25 protein-coding genes and 1 pseudogene are annotated in these 23,855 nt (G+C 50.5%); 18 read left to right on the forward strand and 8 right to left on the reverse strand.

Annotated elements, in window-relative coordinates; genetic code table 11:
* The 9 genes and pseudogenes from BZG23_RS16500 to BZG23_RS12005 all read left to right on the forward strand — a co-directional run.
* Window positions 1-173 (forward strand): annotated as a pseudogene (locus BZG23_RS16500) (ISAs1 family transposase); the annotation flags it as partial.
* Between the two features lie 22 nt (window positions 174-195).
* Window positions 196-1,017 (forward strand): hypothetical protein, encoded by an 822-nt coding sequence (locus BZG23_RS11970; RefSeq protein ID WP_077607068.1) that lies wholly within the window; start codon window positions 196-198, stop codon window positions 1,015-1,017.
* A 221-nt stretch (window positions 1,018-1,238) separates the two neighbouring features.
* Complete coding sequence (locus tag BZG23_RS11975; protein ID WP_077607069.1) at window positions 1,239-1,856, forward strand: FMN-binding negative transcriptional regulator; 618 nt, start codon at window positions 1,239-1,241, stop codon at window positions 1,854-1,856.
* A gap of 126 nt (window positions 1,857-1,982) precedes the next feature.
* Window positions 1,983-2,624: a LysE family translocator gene (locus BZG23_RS11980; protein WP_077577718.1), complete on the forward strand. Its 642-nt coding sequence runs from the start codon at window positions 1,983-1,985 to the stop codon at window positions 2,622-2,624.
* A gap of 119 nt (window positions 2,625-2,743) precedes the next feature.
* Window positions 2,744-3,232, forward strand: a complete 489-nt coding sequence (locus tag BZG23_RS11985) for a GNAT family N-acetyltransferase (protein WP_077607070.1) — start codon at window positions 2,744-2,746, stop codon at window positions 3,230-3,232.
* 60 nt (window positions 3,233-3,292) lie between these two features.
* A complete protein-coding gene (locus BZG23_RS11990) occupies window positions 3,293-4,108 on the forward strand; it encodes an arylamine N-acetyltransferase family protein (RefSeq protein WP_077607071.1) in 816 nt (271 codons plus the stop codon).
* A gap of 87 nt (window positions 4,109-4,195) precedes the next feature.
* Entirely contained in the window at window positions 4,196-4,438 is a 243-nt protein-coding gene (locus BZG23_RS11995) for a type II toxin-antitoxin system Phd/YefM family antitoxin (protein ID WP_077577721.1), read from the forward strand.
* Window positions 4,435-4,698: a Txe/YoeB family addiction module toxin gene (locus tag BZG23_RS12000; RefSeq protein ID WP_077607072.1), complete on the forward strand. Its 264-nt coding sequence runs from the start codon at window positions 4,435-4,437 to the stop codon at window positions 4,696-4,698. The genes BZG23_RS11995 and BZG23_RS12000 overlap by 4 nt, the downstream gene beginning before the upstream one ends.
* Window positions 4,699-4,922: 224 nt before the next feature.
* Window positions 4,923-5,450 carry a hypothetical protein gene (locus tag BZG23_RS12005; protein WP_077607073.1) on the forward strand — a complete coding sequence of 176 codons (528 nt, stop codon included), beginning with the start codon at window positions 4,923-4,925 and terminating at the stop codon, window positions 5,448-5,450.
* Between the two features lie 141 nt (window positions 5,451-5,591).
* Here the strand turns inward: BZG23_RS12005 and BZG23_RS12010 are convergent, their stop codons facing one another.
* Window positions 5,592-6,404, reverse strand: a complete 813-nt coding sequence (locus BZG23_RS12010) for a sulfite exporter TauE/SafE family protein (RefSeq protein WP_077607074.1) — start codon at window positions 6,402-6,404, stop codon at window positions 5,592-5,594.
* Window positions 6,405-6,657: 253 nt separating this feature from the next.
* On the opposite strand from BZG23_RS12010, the gene BZG23_RS12015 reads away from it, so the two are divergent.
* Together BZG23_RS12015 and BZG23_RS12020 are read left to right on the forward strand one after the other, a co-directional pair.
* The gene (locus BZG23_RS12015) at window positions 6,658-7,320 is read left to right on the forward strand and encodes an AraC family transcriptional regulator (protein WP_241837216.1); all 663 of its coding nucleotides are present in this window, start codon (window positions 6,658-6,660) and stop codon (window positions 7,318-7,320) included.
* Entirely contained in the window at window positions 7,317-8,339 is a 1,023-nt protein-coding gene (locus BZG23_RS12020; protein ID WP_077607076.1) for an alpha/beta hydrolase family protein, read from the forward strand. Before BZG23_RS12015 ends, BZG23_RS12020 begins: the two co-directional genes overlap by 4 nt.
* A gap of 96 nt (window positions 8,340-8,435) precedes the next feature.
* Here the strand turns inward: BZG23_RS12020 and BZG23_RS12025 are convergent, their stop codons facing one another.
* On the reverse strand, window positions 8,436-8,702 hold the full coding sequence (locus tag BZG23_RS12025; protein WP_077577726.1) for a GrxA family glutaredoxin: 267 nt from the start codon (window positions 8,700-8,702) through the stop codon (window positions 8,436-8,438).
* 247 nt (window positions 8,703-8,949) lie between these two features.
* Between BZG23_RS12025 and nfsA the strand changes: the two genes are divergently transcribed.
* Window positions 8,950-9,672, forward strand: a complete 723-nt coding sequence (nfsA, locus tag BZG23_RS12030; protein WP_046073117.1) for an oxygen-insensitive NADPH nitroreductase — start codon at window positions 8,950-8,952, stop codon at window positions 9,670-9,672.
* Window positions 9,673-9,926: 254 nt separating this feature from the next.
* Complete coding sequence (locus tag BZG23_RS12035; protein ID WP_046073118.1) at window positions 9,927-10,514, forward strand: acetate uptake transporter; 588 nt, start codon at window positions 9,927-9,929, stop codon at window positions 10,512-10,514.
* A gap of 101 nt (window positions 10,515-10,615) precedes the next feature.
* Here BZG23_RS12035 and BZG23_RS12040 read toward each other — a convergent pair whose 3' ends face one another.
* The 4 genes from BZG23_RS12040 to pabB all read right to left on the reverse strand — a co-directional run bounded on the left by BZG23_RS12040 (window position 10,616) and on the right by pabB (window position 15,885).
* Complete coding sequence (locus tag BZG23_RS12040; RefSeq protein ID WP_046073119.1) at window positions 10,616-11,977, reverse strand: L-serine ammonia-lyase; 1,362 nt, start codon at window positions 11,975-11,977, stop codon at window positions 10,616-10,618.
* 243 nt (window positions 11,978-12,220) lie between these two features.
* Entirely contained in the window at window positions 12,221-13,489 is a 1,269-nt protein-coding gene (locus BZG23_RS12045; protein ID WP_046073120.1) for a serine/threonine transporter, read from the reverse strand.
* A gap of 237 nt (window positions 13,490-13,726) precedes the next feature.
* Window positions 13,727-14,491: an NUDIX hydrolase gene (locus BZG23_RS12050; RefSeq protein WP_077607077.1), complete on the reverse strand. Its 765-nt coding sequence runs from the start codon at window positions 14,489-14,491 to the stop codon at window positions 13,727-13,729.
* Complete coding sequence (pabB, locus tag BZG23_RS12055) at window positions 14,488-15,885, reverse strand: aminodeoxychorismate synthase component 1 (protein ID WP_077607107.1); 1,398 nt, start codon at window positions 15,883-15,885, stop codon at window positions 14,488-14,490. Before pabB ends, BZG23_RS12050 begins: the two co-directional genes overlap by 4 nt.
* Before the next feature lie 256 nt (window positions 15,886-16,141).
* On the opposite strand from pabB, the gene BZG23_RS12060 reads away from it, so the two are divergent.
* Entirely contained in the window at window positions 16,142-17,659 is a 1,518-nt protein-coding gene (locus BZG23_RS12060) for a fumarate hydratase (RefSeq protein WP_046073795.1), read from the forward strand.
* A gap of 156 nt (window positions 17,660-17,815) precedes the next feature.
* Here the strand turns inward: BZG23_RS12060 and BZG23_RS12065 are convergent, their stop codons facing one another.
* Entirely contained in the window at window positions 17,816-19,447 is a 1,632-nt protein-coding gene (locus tag BZG23_RS12065) for an ABC transporter ATP-binding protein (RefSeq protein WP_046073121.1), read from the reverse strand.
* Window positions 19,448-19,987: 540 nt separating this feature from the next.
* The gene (locus tag BZG23_RS12070; RefSeq protein WP_077577731.1) at window positions 19,988-21,343 is read right to left on the reverse strand and encodes a dihydroorotase; all 1,356 of its coding nucleotides are present in this window, start codon (window positions 21,341-21,343) and stop codon (window positions 19,988-19,990) included.
* A gap of 203 nt (window positions 21,344-21,546) precedes the next feature.
* Between BZG23_RS12070 and hinT the strand changes: the two genes are divergently transcribed.
* From hinT to BZG23_RS12090, 4 genes are read left to right on the forward strand one after another with little or no spacing between them, the layout of a single operon-like run.
* Complete coding sequence (gene hinT, locus BZG23_RS12075) at window positions 21,547-21,897, forward strand: purine nucleoside phosphoramidase (RefSeq protein ID WP_046073123.1); 351 nt, start codon at window positions 21,547-21,549, stop codon at window positions 21,895-21,897.
* A gap of 28 nt (window positions 21,898-21,925) precedes the next feature.
* A complete protein-coding gene (locus BZG23_RS12080; RefSeq protein WP_077577732.1) occupies window positions 21,926-22,303 on the forward strand; it encodes a DUF1425 domain-containing protein in 378 nt (125 codons plus the stop codon).
* A 59-nt stretch (window positions 22,304-22,362) separates the two neighbouring features.
* Complete coding sequence (locus BZG23_RS12085; protein WP_046073125.1) at window positions 22,363-22,983, forward strand: hypothetical protein; 621 nt, start codon at window positions 22,363-22,365, stop codon at window positions 22,981-22,983.
* Entirely contained in the window at window positions 22,976-23,839 is an 864-nt protein-coding gene (locus BZG23_RS12090; RefSeq protein ID WP_198532160.1) for a phosphotransferase, read from the forward strand. Before BZG23_RS12085 ends, BZG23_RS12090 begins: the two co-directional genes overlap by 8 nt.
* The last annotated feature ends 16 nt before the right edge of the window (window positions 23,840-23,855 follow it).

Raw genomic sequence — 23,855 nt, forward strand, 5'->3', positions numbered from 1 at the left:
ATGTTTGCCGAATAAGAGTCGATGACCGAGCGGAAGTTTTTGCACGAATAAGGCAAATGGTTTTGAATTTATTAAAGCAAGAGAAGAGTTTCAAAGCTGGCATTCAACGCAAGCGAATGATGTGCGCGATGGACCAAGAGTACTTGGCGACCGTGTTAGGAAGCCTTTCTTGACGCGGATGTTCATGCGTTTTCCGTGGACTGGCTATTCGACCACACGACCCCGTACCGGTTTGTCGATGTATTTTACAGCATAGGTTTTTTGGGGATAAAAAGAAAAGAGCGAACACAATATAAAGAGTCTGGAAAAGATTCAAACGCAAAGCCTGCATTTGATAATAACACTATCTTTGAAGTACACCCTACATATCACGAAGCATTAAACTTGCGGTCTGTTCTTATTTCAGATCTCAAAGATGAGACTATGTTGAAAAATGAGGGAATATTAGAGGAAATTCCAGAAAGCCTTCAGCTAGATGATTATAAAATGACGCTCGAAGACTCGCTAAATCAATTAAAGAGGTTGCCTGTAGGAAGAGATGGCGCCAGAGAATTTGAAGAGATAGTCGGCAGCATCATAAGGCTTTGCTTTTTTAGGTCATTGACCAATGTCCATTCTTCAGAAAGGACTATCGATAATACAACTATTAGGGATTGGGTTGCGTCAAATCGAGCTACTGGTGGGTTCTGGGAGATGGTTAGAAATAAATATGGGGCCACTCAGATTGTATGGGAGTGCAAGAACTATGTGGATTTAAAAGCTGATGATTTTCATCAGATTCAATATTATTTGAATGATACCTTTGGACGGTTCGGAATAGTTGTCTTTAGGGGGGATGAGATAAAGTCATCATATCTAAGGCATGTCTCAAAGGTCGCCACAAGGAATCATGCCGGATTAATCATGATATTGACGCAGAAAGATTTAGAGGTGTTTTTGCGTCAAGCGATAAAAGGGGCATTCAAAGAAAGCCATATACATGATCGACATGATTTTTTTATACGCAAGATATCATAATAGACTTGATCCGTTTTACTGGACATGCATCGACGATCTGAGGAGGTCAGCATGCCAGTCTACAAAACGGTTAAAAAGACAGCGCAATAGTCACTAGACTTCAAGTTGAAAGTGGTTAGGTGATTGATGAGACACATCGCACAGGGAATCCGGTACGGTGCCTGAAAGTTTAAAACATGTTCGCACTCGTGAATAAAGCTGACTGATACTAGAAGGAGCATATGCACATACCCAAGAATATGGAAATGACTGGCGAAGACGCAATTAAGGCGTTCATTTCCGATTATGGCTTTGGCCTTCTCGTTTCTAACGATTTGAATGCAACACACTTGCCGTTAATCTATGAAGCAGAGGAAGGGGCGTTAGGCTGTCTTTATGGGCACTTTGGCAAGGCGAATACACACTGGAAAGTAGCGGAAAACCAGCGTGTTATGGTTATCTTCAATGGACCGCATTCGTATATATCACCATCGTGGTATAAGACTAAACCCGCTGTGCCGACATGGAATTATGCGGCTGTGCATTGTTACGGTGTCTTAAAGCTTTTGAGTGACAAAGAAAACGAATGGGCAATGAAGCAGCTTGTGGCGAAGTATGAACCTGGTCTGCTTGATGCACCGGAAACGATGCCAAGCGATTATCAAGCGAAACTGCGTCAGTCAGTCGTGGGCTTTAAAATTGTTGTTGACGACATTCATGCAAAGGAAAAGTTAGGTCAACATCGAAAATCGGACGATCAAACAGGCGTGTTCGCCGCACTCAGTGACAGCACGCATCCAAATGATATTGCCTTGGCGGCGTATATGAAAAAACGTAACCTTGGTACAGGTAATAAGTAACACCTACCACTCGTGGTGTATTAGCAGCTAGCCGTCAAAGACTCAGGAATATGAGTACGACAGCTTCTCTAAAATCTAAAACAAGAAAAACTACTTCAAACACAACATCGATAATAAGGAGCAAGGATGACTGATGTTTTATCACTCGTTTCAATAGGGTTCGCATTTTTTGTTGTTGCGGTCTCCCCGGGGCCGGCGAACATCTCCAACGCAACCATCGCCATGAGTAAGGGCCGAAAAGTCAGCCTTGTTTACGGTGCAGGGCTTTCCATTGGGCTGCTGTTTTGGGGCATTGTCGCCGCCAGTGGCTTGGGTGTGGTGCTACAAGGGTCGGTATATTTACTCATGCTGCTAAAAATCGTGGGTGGCGTTTATCTTCTATGGCTGGCTTACCTTTCTTTTAAATCATCCTTTAACGCCGCCGCGACGGTCTCCACAAACGATAACCAAGAAGTGGGATACCGAAAGTGGTTTGTTCGTGGCGTGGTTTTAAATTCCTCCAATCCTAAAACCGTGGTGGCATGGATGGCGGCTTTGTCGGTTGGGATGGGCTCAAGCAGCGATGGACTATTTCTTGTCGCTGCGGTGCTGACTTGTATGCTGGTCGGCTTTTTGGTGAATGGGATGTACTCTCTGTTGTTTTCAATCAACGGCGTGATGAACGTCTACCAAAAGGTGGCGCATTGGGTTGAGCGCGTCGTATCTGGGATCTTTGCACTGGCAGGATTAGGGTTGCTACGTTCCGCCTTTAGCCGCAATCCTGCGTGAGTCGTGACACACAAGGCGCTAGAGTAACGTGTTATTGCTAGGTGCGCGGGACTCAGCCCTTTGATAAAGAAAATTGTCGCGCTATTACTGACGTAATCATGAGTACGGAACCTCAATAAATGACACTCAGAGCCTTCACTCAATCTGACTATGAGCGATTGATAAACTGGATCGAATCAGATGAATTAAACTACCAATGGGGTGGCCCAACCTTCGATTTTCCATTAAACGCGCACCAGATAAGCCAGCATTGCGCACAACCCGACGTGTGGCCTTTTATGTTTTCTGTCTCGGGGGAGAGCGCGGGATACGCAGAGTTGGTCAAAACCAGTGAGGATCACTTTCGTATTTGTCGTGTTTTTATCGCTAAGCCGTTTCGCGGCCAAGGCATCGCCAATCAAATGCTCTGCCAGCTTATCCAATTGGCCACGTCAGAATATCGTGCTGACGCGTTATCGCTCGCGGTGTTTGAGCACAACACCGCGGCTAAACGGTGCTATGAGTCATTGGGGTTTGTGGTCACCTCTCGAGAAAGCGGTATGCGTTCATTTCGCGGTGAGTCATGGGTAYTGCTACGTATGGAAAAGTCGCTCTTATCATCCGATTAACGCTTTACCTCAACCTAACTTGAGGGGTTAATCTGGTGCCATTCACATAAGGAGTCGACGATGACATCAGCACCCATGATTGAAGAGTATTTACATCACCTCGCGTTGAGTAAGGCGAAGGGCGTGGCACTGGTCACTGAGCTTATTGAAAAGCACTTGGCGCGGTATGCGTTTTCTAGCCTTAATGTCTTGGCAGGGCAGTCGCTTTCTTTACAGGCCGATGCTTTGTTTGAACGGTTGGTGGTGAACCAACAAGGCGGCTATTGCTTTGAGCACAATAAAATTGCCTACCTTGCCCTTAAACATTTGGGGTTTGAGGTGCGCAGTGTGTTAGCGCGGGTGATGCTTAATGGTAAACCTACGAATCCCCGTACTCACCGAATGAATGTGCTTGACCTCGATGGCGAGACCTATCTGGTGGACGTTGGTTTTGGCAATAAAACCCCGCGCGGGTTACTCAATATCAACCAGAACACCTGCAATATCGGGCACGATACCTATCAAATCACGCGCAATGGCGATGTAGTGACGGTGGTATTACACGAGCCCGAGCAACCGCCATTAACACTGTACGAGGTTGAGCTTTATGGTGTGGTAGAATCCGACTTTGAAGTGGCGCATTTATATTCTCATCAGCACCCCGATGCGGTTTTCGTCAATAACCTTGTGGTGTCGTTGATCACCGCTTCACACCGCTATTTGATCCGTAATCAGCAGTTTTTGGTCTGGGATGCGGCAGGGCACCTTATTACCGATAAAAGCATCGATAGCGTCGAGGCATTAACTCAGCTGGTTCACGAGGTGTTTTTATTGCAACCGCCCAAAGCAGTGTTGGAAACCGTGTTTGCAAAGGTCGCGGCCAACGCGGCGGCTTGAGTGAGCGGATATTAACGAGTACGTTCGTCTTGACGTACGTACTCGATGTCGTACAATTGTTTAAAATTTAATCACCGGAGAGGCGCTATGACGGGGATCACTGCCACTGAAGCGCGTAGCAAATTGTATCGGCTCATTGATGAAACCGCCGAATCACATCAGCCCATTGTTATTGCGGGCAAACGTAACAAAGCGGTGCTGATTTCAGAAGAAGATTGGTCAGCGATTCAGGAAACACTCTATTTGCTTTCTGTACCAGGGATGCGTGAGTCAATTCGCGAAGGCATCGCCACGCCGACGGATGAATGCGATGAGGCGTTGGACTGGTGACATGGAAGTTGGTTTACACCAAACAAGCCCAGAAAGACGCCAAAAAGCTGGCCGCCAGTGGCCTCAAACCAAAAGCGCAAGAACTGTTAGCACTGATTGAAGACGATCCCTACCGTAAACCTCCTCCGTTTGAAAAGCTTGTCGGTGATCTCACTGGTGCCTATTCACGCCGTATTAATATTCAACATCGCTTGGTCTATCAAGTCCTCGAGGATGAACAAGTGGTGAAAGTGCTCAGGCTCTGGAGCCATTATGAATAGTGGCACTGTTTGCGATTGCTAATGCCTTGCCCCCGAGGCTAGAAGAATAAAGCCAGCACACAGCTGGCTTTTTTGTTGGGTTAGCAATTCGCACATCCAAGTCGATAAGAAAACAATATAGCCACTAACTCACTTTCCGTGTATGGGTTTGTATACATTCATCCTCGTGATGCGTATGATCTAAGCTTTCGCTTTTTAGTCAAAAATCTTGTTGGAATTTTTAAATGGATAATAAAAGTGAGTTTTATCTGTCGTGCGCGAATTGTGGTGATGCCATCCACTTGACTCATGACCACGTATCGACATTGAAAAATGGTAGTGCTATTGCGTGTGAGTGCGGGGTCCTTTTACATGCTGATGATGAAAAATTTGATCAAGCAAAAGCAGTCATAAACGAGCGACAAAAAGCCAAATACCTCATTTGGTCTGGGGCAGCTATGGCGGCGTTATTAGCATTTGTATATCGAGCACCTGCGCTGTGGATATTGATAACAATGGGAGCAGGGTTTTTAGTTCGAAATCTTGGACATGGTGAGGTCTTTGAAATAAAAACTCAGCTCGCGCCACTGAATGCGGCACCTAGTGTAACGTTTTCGACCTTTGAGGAGTTCAAAGCAAGTAACCCAAAACTCAAAGTTGGCTTTAATAAAGCGTTTAATAAATGTTGTATTTGTGAAAGTTTTACCAAGCAAACAATCAACGAGTTTCCTGTTTGTGGCGTTTGCAGTAGTACCGTCCACGCTCGCTCGTAGCAATTAAAAGTTTCCGTTTTTCAAAACACCTCCGGCGTTTTGCCAGAGGTATGATACTAATAACTAACGTCTGTTGGATAGTCGATATTGGGGGTAGACCTCGGCCAAGACTATTATTGGTGAGGTTGTCTATATCTTAAACTAGCCGCCCTGCAAAACATGCATGAGCATTTTGATGCTGAGCAAGAGGGATAACACGCCCAATGTCTTTTTCAGTTTATCGGCGGGCAAGCGTGCGGCACAGGCTACACCCAGTGGTGCTGAGAAGTAACTGGCGAGCGAGAACAGCACCACCGCGGGAAGGTAAATATAGCCAAATGTGAGTTGCTCTGGTGTAGTGTTTTCCCAGCCGTTGAGCAAATACCCCAAGGTGCCCGTAATGGCGAGTGGAAACCCAATCGCTGCCGAGGTGCCAACCGCGTTTTTTACTGCTAAGTTTTGGCCAATTAAATACGGGACGATCATGCCGGCGCCGCTGACTGAGACGAGGGCAGAAATGGTACCAATCAGTGTACCGACCGCGACATTGCCTGCCGGTTTGTGTGGCGTTAAGTTGGCTTGTGGGCGTTTGGGTTGGAACATTTTGTAAGCCACATAAAGCATAAACAGACTAAAAAAGAGAGCGAGCGCCACACCGTTGACGGCCGCGGCTATGGTGGTGGCGATAAAGGTGCCGGCCATCACACCTATCGCCATATTAAAGGCAAGCGATGTATTGACGTGGCCTTTGGCATAATGGGCACGCATACTACTGAAGGTGGTGAACACCATCGCGGCCATTGAGCTCCCGAGCGCCATATGGACGACGTGTTGGTCGCCAATCCCTTGCGCGGCAAATAATAAGGTAAAGGCTGGCACCGTTAACCCACCTCCTCCCACACCCACTAAACCGGCAATAAAGCCAACACCGACCCCTAATAACGCGTAATAAATGGCGAATGTTACGTCGATCATCGACCGTTCCTTTCTTTTGCTAACCACAAGACTTCACTGTAGGGTGTTATTGTATTGGCATGTTAATGCGCTTTGGCCTAATAATAATGAAATATGGCCAAGTAGGGAGAGCGGTATGGGCGTTTGGGAGACAAGTGAGAGAGCGTCAGGCGCGGCGCTGATCACCTGTTCGTGGTCACGTGAGGCAGATACTGGTAAAAGAGACACAAAGCGGTATCACTGGCACAGGCACCATAGAGGGCAGCTTTTATGTGTGCAATCGGGGCTGGTGCAGATAAAAACGGCTGAGGGCACATGGGTGTTGCCACCGTCTCGCGCTGGCTGGATCCCTCCCAACGCGAAACATAGCGTGCTTTTTTGTAATGCGGTGAGCGGCTATTCGGTGTTACTTTTACCTGCCTTATGCCAGTCGTTGCCGAATCGACCCCAAGTGGTCGGGTTGAATCAAATGCTGGAGTCGATGGTGATACGAAGCACTGGATGGGATCAAGCGCAGCTCACTGCGGAGAACCGACGCATTGCTGATGTGATCATTGATGAAATCCGCACCGCAGAGGCTGAAGCGCTTTATCTACCCATGCCAATTGATCCGCGATTAGTGCGTGTTGCCGAGGCGATTTTACGTCACCCAGATAGCAAAAATACTGCGGAGCAGTGGGCTGAAGTGGGGGCATTGTCAGCCCGAACACTGCGACGTTTAATGCCGGCCGAAACCGGCCTGACTTTTGTGCAATGGCGAAACCAAGCGCAGTTGAATCACGCATTAGCACTATTGGCGCAAGGTGAACGGGTGGGCGATGTGGCCTTTGCGTTAGGCTACGCGACCCCAAGTAATTTTATCGCCATGTTTAAAAAGGCAATGGGGCATCCCCCGGCCTATTATTTTTCTGGCTCACAGCGTAAGGACGTGCGATGAACATAAAACGATGGTTGACGGTAATGGTTGGGTTGGCATTGTCCTTCACTGTGAGTGCCAAGGAATTTACAACCAGTGGTTTGGCTTCACAGACGGTGTTTAACCCCGAGCGTGAATCGACGATCGAGGTAGATATTTGGTATCCCACCACATTGGATTCAGCCAGTTTTGAGTTCGGCAAAAACAAAGTATTTGTGGGGACGAAAACCAACCGGAATGCGCCGGTTGCGTCGGGCAAACACCCTGTTGTGCTATTGGCACATGGCGGCATGCGTGCAGCGCCCTTCCACGCGGGGTGGGTGGCGTCCGGTTTGGCCAAAGCGGGATTTATGGTGGTGGTGCCGCAGCAACTTGGGTTTTCGGCCGCGAATGTTGCGTCGGCACCAAGCGAGTTGTGGTTGCGGCCGAGCGATCTATCAATCAGTTTGACGCATCTTATGAATACCTCGCCGTTTGAGCAGGCTATCGATACTGACCATGTGTATGGGGTTGGTTTTTTCTTGGGCGGCACGTCCATGCTGTCACTGGCGGGGGCGAAGTTTGATCCGGCGCTTTACAAGCAATCTTGCACACAGGAAGGAGTGAATATTGATTGTCAGTGGCTCCAGAAAAACCAGGTGGATTTGAGCAAGGTGTCTGAGTCCATGCTTAGTCGTACCAATCACGATGATCGTGTCAAAGCCATTGTGGCGATTAATCCTGAATTAACCAAAACATTGGATGCACAGAGCCTTGGTGACATCAAGGTGCCCGTGAAATTGATGGATATTCGTGGCCGTCATGCTGCGCTGCCGGAACTGGAGGTAGCTGAGTCTATTGCCGCGATTCCGAATATGATGCTAATGACAACGTCGCATACCACCATTTTTAGTGCCTTTAGTCGGTGTACGGCAAAAGGTGTGCAGATATTATCGTTGGAAGGGGAAGGTCATCTTTGCCAAACGTCAGAGCAACAATCCCGAGAAGAGGCGCACAGGCTGATTATGAACGCGATTACCCGCTTTATTGATCACCAATGACGGGCTGATTGGTGCATATGTGCAAGGTCGTCACGAACACAGAACACAAAAAAACCAGCCAATGAGCTGGTTTTTATAAATCGGTCACTCGGCAGATTAGTCTTGGAAAAGGCCGAGGTTTTCTTTGGCGTAGGCTTCAAATTCGGTAAAGCCGCCAACGTGCTCTTGGTCAACAAAGATTTGTGGCACGGTTTCAACTGGCTTGCCGACGGTTTTTTCTAGGTCGGCTTTGCTGATACCTTCTGCGTGGATATCAACATAACGGTAGTTGAAATCGTCACGGTTTGTTTTTAGCTCTTCCGCGAGGTCTTTAGCGCGAACACAGAATGGGCAGCCGGGGCGACCAAAAATCACGACGAACATATTCATCTCCTTTAGCGTTAATGTCCTTACTATGCCTGATGGGCGCGCGTTAGAAAAGATGAATTTCCCTCTCGCACCAATAGGAAAAACCGATGATAAGCGTCAAGGCATGCCAGTGCGTGGGGTCACGTGCTTGTGGGGTGAGTGGGACATAAAGCGCCAGAGCAGGATGATTGCTTCCATGTGTATAAAGGTGTAAAACCATCAAGTCCCGCTTTTACGGCTCAACGTCAAATAAGGAAGCACAATGAATCCAACGATTGAGACACTTCTTTCTCACCGCTCTATTCGCAAATTTACTCAAGATGCCATTTCTCCCGAGCAATTAACCCAGATTATTGATGCGGCGCGCGCGGTATCCAGCTCAAGCTTCTTACAGTGCACCAGCATTATTCGTGTGACGGACAAAGAAAAACGACGCTTATTGGCAGAATATGCAGGCAACCAAGCGTATGTGGCCGATTGTGCGGAGTTTTTGGTGTGGTGTGCGGACTTCCATCGTCACGAGCAAATCAACCCTAATGCCAAATTGGGCTTTACCGAGCAGACGCTTATCGGTGCGATTGATGGCGCGATTATGGCGCAAAATGCGATGGTGGCAGCAGAATCGATGGGCCTTGGTGGCGTGTATATCGGCGGTTTACGCAATCAGCCGGAAAAGGTGGCCGAGTTGTTGGCGATGCCGAATCACGTGATGCCTTTGTTTGGTATGTGCTTGGGTGTGCCGGCGCAAGACCCAGAAACCAAGCCTAAATTACCTGCACAGCTTTTGGTGCACGAAAACAGCTATCAAGCCATCGATGAGGCGGCGCTAAGCGACTATGACAACCAAGTGCGCGAGTATTATCAAACGCGCACGGGCGGCAATAAAGACATGAGTTGGAGCGAGCAGATCTCCGCCACGCTAGAAAAAGAAGCGCGTCCGTTTATGAAAGATTTTCTGCACAGTAAAGGGTTTAGCACCCGTTAAGAGAGCGCCTAAACGTGATGGATAAAAAAGCAGCGTTTTGCTGCTTTTTTATTATTTATCGCCTCAGTTTGTCCAGTTTGCTATCTGATTTGATGGATTTATTGTCTAATCCTGCCTCTAGGCGCTAAAACCTATTTACATCTGTCCTGTAAACCGTAATATTGCCGCGTTTTTGCGCGTGATAATCACTTTTATCTGACACTATCCGCGCTCATTTTCAACATTAAATTGTTTTTATACGAAGTAGGGCTCTGATGGAAAACAAACTGGCAAATCCTGCCCCTTTGGGGTTGATGGGTTTCGGAATGACCACGGTATTATTGAACATTCATAATGCGGGTTTTTTCCCTATCGATAGCATGATCTTGGCGATGGGCATTTTTTATGGTGGCTTGGCGCAAGTGATTGTCGGCATCATGGAATTCAAAAAGGGCAATACCTTTGGTACCACGGCATTTACCTCTTATGGCCTGTTTTGGCTGACGCTAGTAGGGCTAATCGTCATGCCAGAAATGGGGATTGCTCAACCGAGCCCAGCGGGCTTTATGGGTTGGTACTTGGTGATGTGGGGTGTGTTTACCGGCTTTATGTACATCGGTTCACGCCGTTACTGCCTGGCTAAGCAGTTTGTCTTTGCTAGCTTGACTGTACTTTTCTTCTTGCTGGCAGCGCGCGATTTTACCGGTAGTGCACTGATTGGCACCATTGCAGGCTTTGAGGGCATTGTGTGTGGCTTGAGTGCGATTTACTTCGCGATGGCGCAGGTGCTTAACGAAGAGTACGGCCGTACTGTGTTGCCCGTTGGTGAGCAAAAAGCAACGCTAGCGCCGCAAACGGCGTAAACGTCTGATACTAAACGCCTGGTACATTGTTGAGATCTAAAAAAGCTCGGCCATCAGAGGCCGAGCTTTTTTTATCCGCGATTAAGCCTGACAGTGAAGGATTAACACATCACTTTCACGGCCAACCCACCTTGTGAGGTTTCGCGGTATTTGGCGTTCATGTCTTTGCCGGTTTCCATCATGGTTTCAATCACTTTATCCAGTGATACACGCGGCTCGGACGAACGCTGAAGTGCCATGCGTGAGGCATTAATGGATTTCACCGCGGCAATGCCGTTGCGCTCAATGCAAGGCACCTGTACTTGCCCGGCAACCGGGTCACAAGTGAGGCCTAAGTTGTGCTCCATAGCGATTTCGGCCGCCATACAAACTTGGTGCGGGCTACCGCCCATCAGCTCAGCGAGGCCAGCGGCGGCCATAGAGCAGGCGACGCCCACTTCGCCTTGGCAACCGACTTCGGCACCTGAGATAGAGGCGTTTTGCTTGTACAAACCACCAATCGCGCCGGAGGCGGCAAAAAACCGGGTGTAGATTGACTTATCAACCGGCTCGATAAATTTGTCGTAGTAGGCCAGCACCGCGGGAATAATGCCACATGCGCCATTGGTGGGCGCGGTCACCACGCGGCCACCGGCAGCGTTTTCTTCGTTAACGGCAAAGGCAAACATGTTCACCCAATCGACCACGGCCATGGGATCAATGTTATATTTTTCGCTGGTTTTTAATTGGTGACGCAAGGCGGCAGCACGGCGCGGCACACGCAGCGGGCCAGGTAACACGCCTTCGTTTTCCATCCCGCGCGCCATACACGCCTGCATGGTTTTCCAAATGTCAGCGAAGTAGGTATCAATCTCGTCCTGGCTGTGCATGCTGCGCATGTTGGCCATCACCAAGCCGCTGATCGAAAAACCGGTTTCTTGGGTGAGTGCCAGTAGGCCGTCAGCGCTATTGAAGTCGTAAGGGACTTGCACCGCTTGCATGGCAGGCTGACCAAATTCGGCTTCTTCAACAATAAAGCCACCGCCAATCGAGTAATAGGTTTTACTCAGTACACACTCATCGCCTTGCCAGGCATGGATTTGCATGCCGTTCTCGTGCAGTGAGAGGTTAGAGGTATGAAAGTTCATCCCTCCATCACGCGGGAAGGCGACGGCGTGCTGTTGCTCACCCAGTGGCAATTGCTCTGTCTCTTCTACCCGCTTAATAAAGCTGGGAATCGAATCGATATCAACGGTTTCAGGGCTGTTGCCTGCTAAGCCCATAATCGTGGCGATGTCGGTGTGATGGCCTTTACCGGTGAGTGACAATGAGCCGTATACGTCAACCGTGACGCGATCGACGTCGGTTAAACGCTGACTGGCGGTTAGCTCATCAACAAAGCACTTGCCCGCTTTCATTGGGCCAACCGTATGAGAACTGGATGGGCCAACGCCAATCTTAAAAATGTCAAAAACACTGATCATGTGTCTACCTCAGTCAATGCCCTAAGGGCAATGGATTTAGTGTTTACGCCATCCGTCCATGGTATTGACTGTGATGGCAAGCGCATGCTCGCCATAATGAAAAGGAGCAGCCTTCACTGCTCCTTGTTATCCGCAAACATCGATGGATGCGGTGGGCATAGAGCCCAACGCAGCAGTCCTATAGCGCCTGCTGCGCGCGCTGTGTTCGATTAAGCAAAACGGCTGATTCAGAATCGTTAGTGATTAAGAGATCATGCTGTACGTAATCGCGGAAATTGCCACCAGCCCCATAATCAGAACAAAGGCGTTGCTGATTGTACCTGAATATTTCTGCATTGCTGGCACGTTTTTCACGGCATACATTGGCATAATAAACAGGATGGTGGCAATGATTGGGCCGCCAAGTGATTCAATCATCCCCAAAATGCTTGGATTTAGGGTGGCGACTAACCAAATGGTCAGGATCATGAATACCACGGTGAACACGTCGATTTTTTTGCGATCAACGGGTTTACCCATGCTGCGCAGCGCTTTGGTGGCAATTCCGTTCAGGCCTTCACGTGCGCCTAGGTAGTGACCAAAGAACGAGGACACAATCGCGACAAAGGCCACCAATGGACCCAAGAAGGAAATGAACGGGCTTTCATGCTTGTTGGCCAAATAAGAAAGGATTGCGATGTTTTCCGCTTTTGCCGCTGCCAAATCCGCTGGCGTGAGGGACAGCACGCAAGAGAAGACAAACAGCATCACGAAACCGACCAACATGGCGGCCGAGCGCATCAGGATCTGACCAGACTTGTATTCCGCTTCGTCGCCATGGTCACGACGCTGTGCCAATGAGAAAGACGAAATGGCCGGGCTGTGGTTAAACGCAAAAACCAGTACCGGAATCGAAATCCAAAGGGTAATGGCAAAGTCACCGGCAGACGGGACTTGCGATAGCGCCGCGGTGTTCCACTCTGGGATCAGGTAGATGGACATAAAGACCAAAATACCAACCAGCGGATAGACCAAAAACTGAGTGACACGCAGCATCATTTTTTCGCCCAGTAGCATCACCGACATCATGCCGAGAATAAGCGCTAGCGAGAGGATCGCACGTGGTGGCGACGCCATGCCAAGCTGGTTGACCAAGAAGGAGTCGACGGTGTTGGTGATCCCGACGCCGTAGATCAACACAATCGGATAGATTGCAAAGAAGTACAGCAAGGTAATCAGTTTGCCCGCGCCAACACCAAAGTGCTCTTCAACCACTTCGGTAATGTCGCTGCCTGCATTTTTAGAAGATAAAACAAAACGAGAGAGGCCGCGGTGGGCAAAGAAGGTCATTGGGCCAACAAGCAAGGTCATGACCACGAGAGGCCAAAAGCCGCTCATGCCTGCGTTGATCGGAAGGAAAAGAATACCCGCGCCAACCGCGGTGCCAAAAAGGGAAAGCGCCCAGGTTGTATCTTGTTTGGTCCAGCGCGGGCGCGACGTTGCACTGGTACCAGTCGTCGAGGTTGTTTGCATAACAATACTACTCACATTGTAGGGAACAGGAATCAGGGAAGGCGAATTCTGGCGATTTCCACAGAGAAAACCAAGAGCTAGATCGCTATATGAAAAGCAGTGCGCAGACTATTGCATCAAAATGTGATGACTATCAATAACGGAGAGCGGATTGCGCTTCTATATAGGCATGGATGTATAGATATTTGTTGGATAAATATGCATCAAAGTGCGTCTAAGTCCCTATTGACCACATGGTTATGAGCGGGTTGACGAGTGGTTACCCGAGGGTGAAAACAATGTTAGCTGGCTGATTAATGCGCGAAGTAATTGCGCAGTGGCACCCCAAACCAGTCTGTCTTGGTGATAAAACGCACACACAGGGTGCCACTGGCCATACAGTAGGAAAGACTGTTCGCGAATATGCCCGGGACGGCAAAGGGTATCTAACGGTACTTCAAAGCAGGCAGCGACTTCATTGTCATCAAGATAAGGTTGGTAATCCGGTGCTACCCACGCGAGGACGGGATGAATGTAGTAGCCGGTGACGGTGGGAAGCGGGCACAGGTGGCCAATAATCGCGTCAGGGGCAACGCGAATCCCGGTTTCTTCCCACATTTCCCGCGTGGCGGTGTCGGTATTATCTTTATCGGATGGCTCTCGCTTGCCGCCAGGGAAACTGACTTGGCCAGGATGATGTTTTAGGTGACTCGCGCGCTGGGTTAACACCAGTTGAATCCCGTTTTCACGTGGCACTAAGCCAATTAATACCGCGGCAGGTTGAAAATCGGCACCTCCCAATATCCTGGGTGAGAGGCGAACGCGGTTTAAAATGCGACTGTCGTGGCGCGCCAGCGGGGTTAACGAAAAAGCCCGGGTGACATCCGCGGGCGATAAGGGGTGGCCTGGCGCGTCACTGATGGGTTGAGGATGAGTCGAGGACGCAGACCAAGAGGCGGCTTTCGCGCGTAACGTACAGCGGATAGGCGTGAAATAAGCATGCTCTTCGGCGATTAGCGTCATCGTGACTCCGTTAAATCAGTTAAAGGGGCTGCCAAGCTGTCATCGTCTGCCAGCACGGGGAGAATGTGGCTGACTTTGTCGAGCGTCTCTTGGTACTCGGCATCTGCCTTGCTATCAGCAACCAAGCCACCGCCCGCCCACACGTGCAGTTGACCTTGATGACCGACCAGGGTGCGAATGGTAATACTTGAATCCATGCGACCACAGCGGCTTAGGTAGGCAAAACTGCCGCAATAAATATGGCGACGGTGTGGCTCAAGTTCTTCAATAATTTCCATTGCGCGTACTTTGGGTGCCCCGGTAATCGAGCCACCGGGAAACGCCGCGCGAAGCAGATCGAGGCCAGTTTTGTCTTCGGGGAGCCTACCTGTGACCGTACTCACCATATGGTGCACGGCAGGAAAGCTCTCTATATCAAAGAGTTTAGGCACAGAAACCGAACCTGGCGAGGCAACTCGGCCAATATCGTTCCTGAGCAAATCGACAATCATCAAGTTTTCAGCACGATCTTTTTCTGCCGATTTCAGTGCCTGAGCGCTGTCTGCATCTTGTTGCGGATCGGTATAGCGAGGGCGCGTGCCCTTGATAGGTTTGGTTTCAATCTGTTGGTTGTGTAGCGAGAGAAAGCGCTCGGGCGAGACCGATAAGATGGCGCTGTCTGCTAAGCGGATAAAGCCAGAGAAGGGGGCACCATTGCGGGTGGCCAGTTTACGATAGGCGTGCCATTCATCCCCTTGATAGTGGGCGGAAAAGCGTTGAGCTAAGTTGATTTGGTAGCAATCACCGGCATGTAAATAGGCTTGCACTTGGGTAAATTTTTGCTGGTATTGCGCCTCGGTCATGTTCGCGCGCCAGCGTTCGGTGAGTGCAAACGATGGACGGGACGGTGCAACCTGGTGAGTGAGCCATTGCCAACGCTGATCGCTGTCAGGGGCAATCACCACTGCTTGATGCTGGTGATGATCAATCACCACTGCCCAGTCGTAGAGGCCAACCGCCATGTCAGGGACATTGAGCTCGTCTTTAGCCCGCGTGGGTAGGGTTTCGACACAGCGCCCTAAGTCATAACCAAAATATCCAAGGGCACCGCCGGCAAACGGCCAGGGGGCGATTTCAGAAACCGCCGGTAACAGCTGTGCTTGTAATTGTGCGACCCAGTGAAAGGGATCGTGATCATCAGTGGTGGTGTGCCCATCGGGATAACGTGTGGTCACTTGGTTGTGGCGCGCGGTCACCGTGGCGATGGGATCGGCGACCAGGATATCGAAGCGACTATCGGGATGCGTCCGTGTGGCCGAGTGGAGCAACATTGCCCAGGGCTGATGAGCTATCTTATCAAACAGGGTCAACGCAAGATCCGGGGCGTAGTCGATTGGCGTGGTAGTGAGCTTCATGGCGTTTTGTGGTTGCATTCTTCTTTTTGTGATCACGGTTAAGACGCCGTGTGGCGCGCAGATAGCGCTAAGCGTATCATAGCTAGGCCTTTTCCGGCACGAGCAACAATAAAAGACGAGGCGAGGTTGTTGTCAACCATCGACTTCTCTCATCACAGAGCAGTAAAACTGCCTAGCCAAACGATAATAACGAGGGGAAGGCCTCCCCAACACTGGATACCCGCTTTGGGTCCTGCAAATGACACCAGAGGCAATGATGACCACTATTAAACAGCAAGACGTGATCGAAAGTGTTGCAGATGCCCTGCAATATATCTCTTACTACCACCCTCTTGATTTTGTTCAAGCCCTTGAAAAAGCCTACAACAAGGAGCAAAGCCAAGCGGCGAAAGATGCCATCGCACAGATTTTGATTAACTCGCGAATGTCGGCCGAGGGCAAGCGCCCGATTTGCCAAGACACGGGTATTGTCACCTGTTTTGTCAAAGTAGGGATGGCCGTGCAGTGGGACCGCCACGATATGACGGTGCAGCAAATGGTGGATGAAGGGGTGCGACGTGCGTACACCAATCCTGACAACCCGTTGCGTGCCTCTGTGGTGGCTGATCCGGCAGGTAAACGCCAAAACACCCGTGATAACAGCCCTGCGGTGGTGCACATTGACATGGTGCCAGGCGACACCGTGGATATTCAAATCGCCGCGAAGGGCGGAGGCTCTGAAAACAAAACCAAAATGGTGATGCTCAACCCATCGGATGATGTTGCCGAGTGGGTAGAAAAAACGTTGCCTGCAATGGGCGCGGGTTGGTGTCCACCGGGCATGCTGGGTATCGGCATTGGCGGCACGGCAGAAAAAGCCGCGGTGTTAGCCAAAGAGTCACTGATGGAGCACATTGACATTCAAGCGCTTATCGAACGTGGTCCAAGCAATGCCGATGAAGCGCTGCGCCTCGATATTTTCAATCGTGTGAACAAGCTGGGCATCGGAGCCCAAGGGCTGGGCGGTTTAACCACGGTGGTGGATGTAAAAGTGAAAACGGCTCCGACCCATGCGGCGTCTAAACCTGTGTGCTTAATCCCGAACTGTGCTGCCACACGTCATGTTCACTTTACACTTGATGGTACCGGGCCTGCCGAGTTGGCACCACCAAAATTGGAAGAGTGGCCGCAAGTCACTTGGGAAGTCGGCGAGAATGTACGTCGTGTCAACCTGGATACGGTCACCAAAGAAGACGTGCAAAGCTGGCAAACCGGTGAAACCGTGCTTTTATCAGGCAAGATTCTGACTGGACGCGACGCCGCACACAAACGCTTGCAAGAAATGCTGCGCAATGGCGAAGGCCTTCCCGAAGGCGTCGACTTTAACGGTCGCTTTATCTATTACGTGGGTCCTGTTGATGCGGTAGGCGATGAAGTGGTTGGCCCTGCAGGCCCTACCACGTCGACCCGTATGGATAAGTTTACCGATATGATGCTCGCCGAAACCGGCTTGATGGGCATGATTGGTAAAGCCGAGCGTGGCCCGGCGGCGGTCGAGTCAATCAAAAACCACAAAGCCGTGTACTTGATGGCGGTTGGCGGCGCGGCCTATTTGGTTTCAAAAGCGATTAAGCACGCACGTGTGGTGGCGTTTGAAGATTTGGGGATGGAAGCCATCTACGAATTTGATGTCGAAGACATGCCGGTCACGGTGGCCGTCGACGCGCAAGGACAAAATGCGCATCAGATTGGCCCAGACACCTGGAAGGTGAAGATAGCCGAAATGGATGACTAATCCGTTAATGGTGCCTGTTTGGCTTAACGCCTGCTTGCGTTAACAAGAAGGCGTTGAGTCGGGCAGCGTATAAGTGGATAGAAACCATAAAAAAATGCGCCAAATTGGCGCATTTTTTGTTTAACGATGTTGCCCGTTTGGGCATCACTGCGTGGGCTAGGCCACTTCCTCTTCTGCAAGGTCGAACGAGGCAGCAATCAGGTTACGCGTGTACTCGTTTTGTGGGTGATGGAAGATTTCCTCTGGTGTACCGGCTTCCATGACTTTCCCTTTTTGCATCACCATCACGCGATCGGATAGGGCACGAACCACACTCAAATCGTGGCTGATGAACAGATAACCGATGTTATGGCGTTTTTGGATATCTTTCAGCAAGTCGATGACCGTCAGCTGTACGGAGCGGTCCAGTGCCGAAGTTGGCTCATCCAGCAAGATAAACGCAGGGTTCAAAATCAACGCACGTGCTATCGCGATACGCTGACGCTGACCGCCGGAGAACTCGTGCGGATAACGGTTGATCGCTGAGGTATCTAGACGTACCTCATACAGTGCATCTTTCACCCGCTCGAGACGTTCTTTTTTGCTCAACTCGGGGAAATGCGTGCGCAAGCCTTCGGCAACAATTTCACCGACTGTCATGCGTGGCGACAAAGAGCCAAATGGGTCTTGGAACACCATCTGCATATCGCGGCAAAGCGCTTTGTTCTCGCTGTTTTTGATCCCGTGAATATCTTGGCCTTTAAAACAAACGCGACCTTCAGCGACGGGTAACAGGCGCATAATGGCGCGGCCTAGGGTCGATTTCCCTGAGCCAGACTCACCGACAATGCCCAATGTCTCACCGCGTCGCAGTGATAAGCTGATATCACTGACCGCCTCGAAATAGCGTTTGTTGCCACCAAAGAAGTCTGCCCCCAAGAAGTACTTGATGGTGACGTTATCCACGGTCAGCAAGTTTTCTGCATCGTCCTGCGGGGCTTCTTTGCGGCCACGCGGCACGGCGTCGATCAGCATCTTGGTGTAATCTTTTTGTGGATTTTCGAACAGGGCTTGGGTGTCATTGGTCTCGACCACTTCACCCTTGCACATGACCACCACACGATCGGCCAGGTGTTTCACCACGCCGAGGTCGTGCGAGATAAACATGATGGCCATGCCCATTTTTTGCTGGAGCTCGCCAATCAGATTAAGCACTTCCGCTTGCACCGTGACGTCAAGGGCGGTGGTTGGCTCGTCGGCAATCAACAAATCCGGTTCGTTAACCAGTGCCATGGCAATCATGATGCGCTGAAGCTGACCGCCAGAAAACTCGTGCGGATACTTCTCTAGCGCGCTGGTAGGGTTAGGCAAGTGAACCAGGTTTAACAAGTCGATGATGCGCTGTTTTGCCTTCTCAGCTGTGGTGCGATGGTGACACTGAATCGCTTCGGTTAACTGCTCGCCAACACGCATGTAAGGGTTAAGCGAAGTCATCGGCTCTTGGAAGATCATGGCGACACGATCGCCGCGCATCTTCTGAATTTGCTTGGTGGACAGCGTCAAGACATTGGTGTCATTAAAGGTCACTTTAGAGGCCGGCTTAACTAATGCGTTATTGGGGAGCAGCCCCATCACGGCGCTACTAGAAACCGATTTTCCTGACCCTGATTCACCAACGATTGCCACGGTTTCACCGGGCATGATGTCAAAACTAACATTTTTAACGGCATCGACCATGCCGTCGTTGGTCGTAAATGACACACTCAGGTTTTCGACACTGAGAAGTGGCTTAGAAGCAGATGAAGACATCATCACCTCACTGGTTGATTATTCGACGTCACGAGTTCACCGATAGCCATAGACGCTGAATGCGCTCAGTATCGTTGGCACGGCAGATACTCGATGATTTGGATGGTCGCCTGCGATTTATGCGCAAACGCCCGTCATTCGTGTTGGGTTGGTCATTGTTGGCCGGAGCCACAATGCACGCCCTGATGCGGATATCAGCCAGCTGGAGCGTTTCATCAAAGGCCAAAACAGGCATGATGAACAGCTTGCGCCAGTGGAAGAGGTAGGATACGAGTGTCGCGATAACCGAAAGACGCTTAAGGTTACCTCTCCTTGCGAACACAGCTTTTCAACATCATCCGGTGTTGAAACCAAGCAGCGTGAATATCCATATATCACCCACACAATATACGATTCGGATATAAAAGCAAATCGTTATTGCGCGCAAGGTTTGTGATGCCAGAGTTTGACCTGTCAGACAAAAACACCCTTGTTGACGCGTTATACAGTGAAATATCTGTCTTGTGCGCGCGACACATAGTCGCGCGCCTATGCAATGACTTACTGACGGTCGAACTCAAGGCGCGTTGAATAGCGTTCGTCGCTGTGTTGACCGTGCTCAAAGGCAATTTGGCCATTGACGATAGTCATATCAATGCTAGAGCCGAAAGTGTGGCCGTCAAACGGTGACCATTGGCATTGGTAGAAGAGGTTATCTTGACCAACCGTCTGGGTTTGGTTGAGATCCACCAGCACTAAATCGGCCCAATATCCTTCACGGATAAAGCCACGATCTTTCACCTGATAGCGAACTGCAGGGGCGTGTGCCACTTTTTGCACCACCAAAGGCAAATCGAAGATACCACGATGATAAAACTCTAAGGCCACTTGTAACGCATGTTGCACAAGAGGCAGGCCAGCCGGCGCGTTGAAGTAGCTGTTTTGCTTTTCTTCAAACGTATGGGGGGCATGATCGGTGGCAATCACATCAATCACGCCGTCTTTGACCGCTTGAATCAGTGCCTGCTGATGGTGAGCTTCTTTGATCGCTGGGTTACATTTGATCAACGTGCCTTTGGTCGCGTAATCATCTCGGTTGAAAAACAGGTGATGGACACAGGCTTCAGCAGTGATCTGCTTTTGCTGCAGGGCTTCGAGCGTTTTGGCTGGCTCAAACTGATACAGCTCATCTTCGGTGGTCAAGTGCAGCACATGCAAACGGGTGCCGTGCTTTTTAGCGAGGTTAACCGCCAGCTGGGATGATTTAAGGCACGCTTCTTTAGAGCGAATGTGCGCGTGGGCATCAATCGGCACGTCTTCACCATATTTCTCGCGATAGATGCTCTCGAGTTCGCTGATCATGGGAGTGTCTTCGCAGTGAGTGGCGATGAGCGTGGGACAATCAGCGAAAATGGCGTTGAGTGTCTCTGGATCATTCACCAGCATATTGCCGGTGGAGGCGCCCATAAACACTTTTACCCCGCAGGCGCTATTGGGGTCTAAACGACGAATTTCGTCAATATTGTCGTTGGTCGCGCCGAGGTAAAATGCGTAGTTAGCATGGCTGGATTGCGCGGCGCGTTGRTATTTTTCTTCCAGCGCCTCTAGCGTCGTGGTGGGTGGGTTGACGTTAGGCATTTCCATGTAGGTGGTAATGCCTCCCGCGACCGCCGCTTTGGATTCGGTGGCGATGGTGCCTTTCTTCGGAAAACCGGGTTCGCGAAAGTGCACTTGGTCGTCAATCATCCCTGGCAGAAGGTGCTTGCCAGTGGCATCAATCACGCGGCAATCGGCCGCGGCGGGCGCGCTGATATCTTGGGCGATTTGGCTGATTCGGCCATTTTCAACCAGGACATCCGTTTCAACAATCTGTCCTTCGTTGACAACGGAGACATTCTTAAATAATAGGGTGGTCATGCTGTGATCCTTACATGTCAAGGCATTGTCGCTATGGTAACGCAATCGATTACTTGATTCAGCCCCTGATTGTTTGGGGAGATTAACCAAGTTTTAACCGGATGTTGACGCAATTGTTGTACATTAGCACCGTCAGCGTATTGCCCTTCAAGTAGGGCTGCCGCATACTTGGCGCGGTAAACAACAATAAAAGGGAGTGAACCATGGCGGAAGAAACAATTTTTAGCAAAATCATTCGTAAAGAAATCCCCGCGGATGTTTTGTATCAGGATGAACTCGTGACCGCCTTTCGCGATATCAACCCGCGTGCCCCTGTGCATATCTTAGTCGTGCCCAATAAGTTGATTCCGACCACTAACGATGTGGATACCGATGATGAGCTTGCGCTGGGACGTATGATTACGGTGGCGAAAAAATTAGCCGCTGACGAAGGGATTGCCGAAGACGGTTACCGCTTGATCATGAATTGTAATCAGCATGGTGGGCAAGAGGTTTACCACATTCACATGCATCTAGTGGGTGGCCGGGCGTTGGGGCCAATGGTGGTTGGCTAGTCGAGACAAGCGTTAAGAGGGTAAGAGTATGGGTAAATGGTTGTGTTTACTGGCAACCCTGAGCCTGTTGGCTGGATGTGCCACCGGCAAGCCATCTCTTTCGATCACGCCAGGACAATCTGTGGTTTATTCGGATAATACACTGGCGCAGGTACTCGACGTTAAACGGCGGGCGTGTGCCGGTGCGAAGACCACGCGACAAACCTGTTTAACGCTTATTAATCGTAGCCAGCACTCCCAGTGGATGCGTTACCGCTTTTATTGGTACGACAAACAAGGGCTGCAAGTGGAGGCCTCGCCGTCTGAGTGGCAGCGTATTTCGTTGCCTGCGAAGGCCTCTAAACGTATTAATACTCGGGTGCCGACCGCGAGCGCGACCCAGTACCGCATGGTGATTGTCCACTAGCGTGCCTCCTTACGTCGAGATCAACAGCCAGGCTCATACTTATCCTTGAGGAAATAACAATGGCACTTGTCCGCTTTGCTTCTTTACCCATGCCGTCGGCGGGGCGACAGTATTCACTGCGACAGCGTTCGCTGCGACAGCCTTCACTACTTACCACTCTGCTCATGGCGTTTTTCTTACTGACCATGATTGGCTGTGCGCCACGCACACAACCGGTTTATCAACCGGGTGCGCAGAGCCCATCGACAACGACTCCCTCTCGTCGGCCTCATCCGAGCTTGGATCAGGCAATGCACGCGGCAGTAAGTGGACTACTTGACAGCCAGCCGTTGCAATCGTCACCCGTCACCCTGGTGCAGCCCATTCAAAACCTGAGTAACCACTACTTTCCGACACAAACTTATTCCGAGCAGCTTAAAGCGGGGTTAGTCACTGCTGGCCGCATTACGCCAGTGCCTGAGGCGAGAGTGCAAGCGGTGCGTCAGTCACTTGGGCTGGCGCAAAATCAAGCATTGGTCGACCCGTCTACCATTGTTCAATATGGTCGAATGCTGGGGGCTGAGTACCAGCTGAGTGGCAAAATAACAGCGGGGAGCCCCTATCATCTGCGCTTGCAACTGATGGACTTACACTCTGGTGTGATTGCGTGGCAAGGGGTTGAGACGTTTGTCAGTGAATGATTGGTCTCCGGCACTCGACGCGCCAATTAACACGGCACTGAGCCGCTTTTACGCCAAGCCGACAGAGATAATCCACACTGAGCCACTGGCCGCCGGTTTGACCAATCGTTGTTGGCGCGTTACCGATTCACAAGGTGGACAGAGTGTATGGCGCCCTAATAGCCAAGCCGTCAGGGCGTTTGACATCGATCGGGCGCGCGAAGCAAACGCACAATCCTTGGCCGCCAATCATGGGTTGGCACCTCAGCCGATTGCGCTGTTGGCCGAAGGCTTACTGGTGCCCTGGGTGCCAGGTCAGCCGCTTGATCAATGTAACGATGATCACGCAGCGATCTTAATCGACCTGTTGGTTTGTATACACCAATTACCGGTTGAAATTGAAACCGCCTCGGTTGATGCACAATGCCAGCATTACGAGCGGCAGCTATCAGCCGCCAACGTGCATCGTCTAGCGGATATTAAAGCCTGGGCAATCGCGCAGCGACCTGCCGAAGAGGGCGATATTCCGGTGCTGTGTCACATGGATCTGGGCGCTTACAACGTTGTGATGACGCCCCATCGTGGCGCTGTCGTGCTTGATTGGGAATATGCACGTACGGCCGATGCGCACCTTGATATTGCGCTGTTTTGTCGTGCCAATGCCCTACAGCCTGATGCGGTGATTGAAACCTATTGTGCGCAGCAACAGATAAAAGCGACGGAGGCGGTGCGCAGGCGCGTCTTGGCGTGGTTGCCGTTTGCCGACTATTTGGCGCTATGCTGGTATGAGGTAGGTGCGAACTTGTATCGGCTACCGGCCTATAAAGAGGCGGCTAATCAGCTATTTGAACAGCTGGCGGCACAAAGGCGAGGCTAATTGAACACGGAGGAAG

The organism is Salinivibrio sp. ML290, from assembly GCF_001995695.1.
Lineage (GTDB): Bacteria > Pseudomonadota > Gammaproteobacteria > Enterobacterales > Vibrionaceae > Salinivibrio > Salinivibrio siamensis.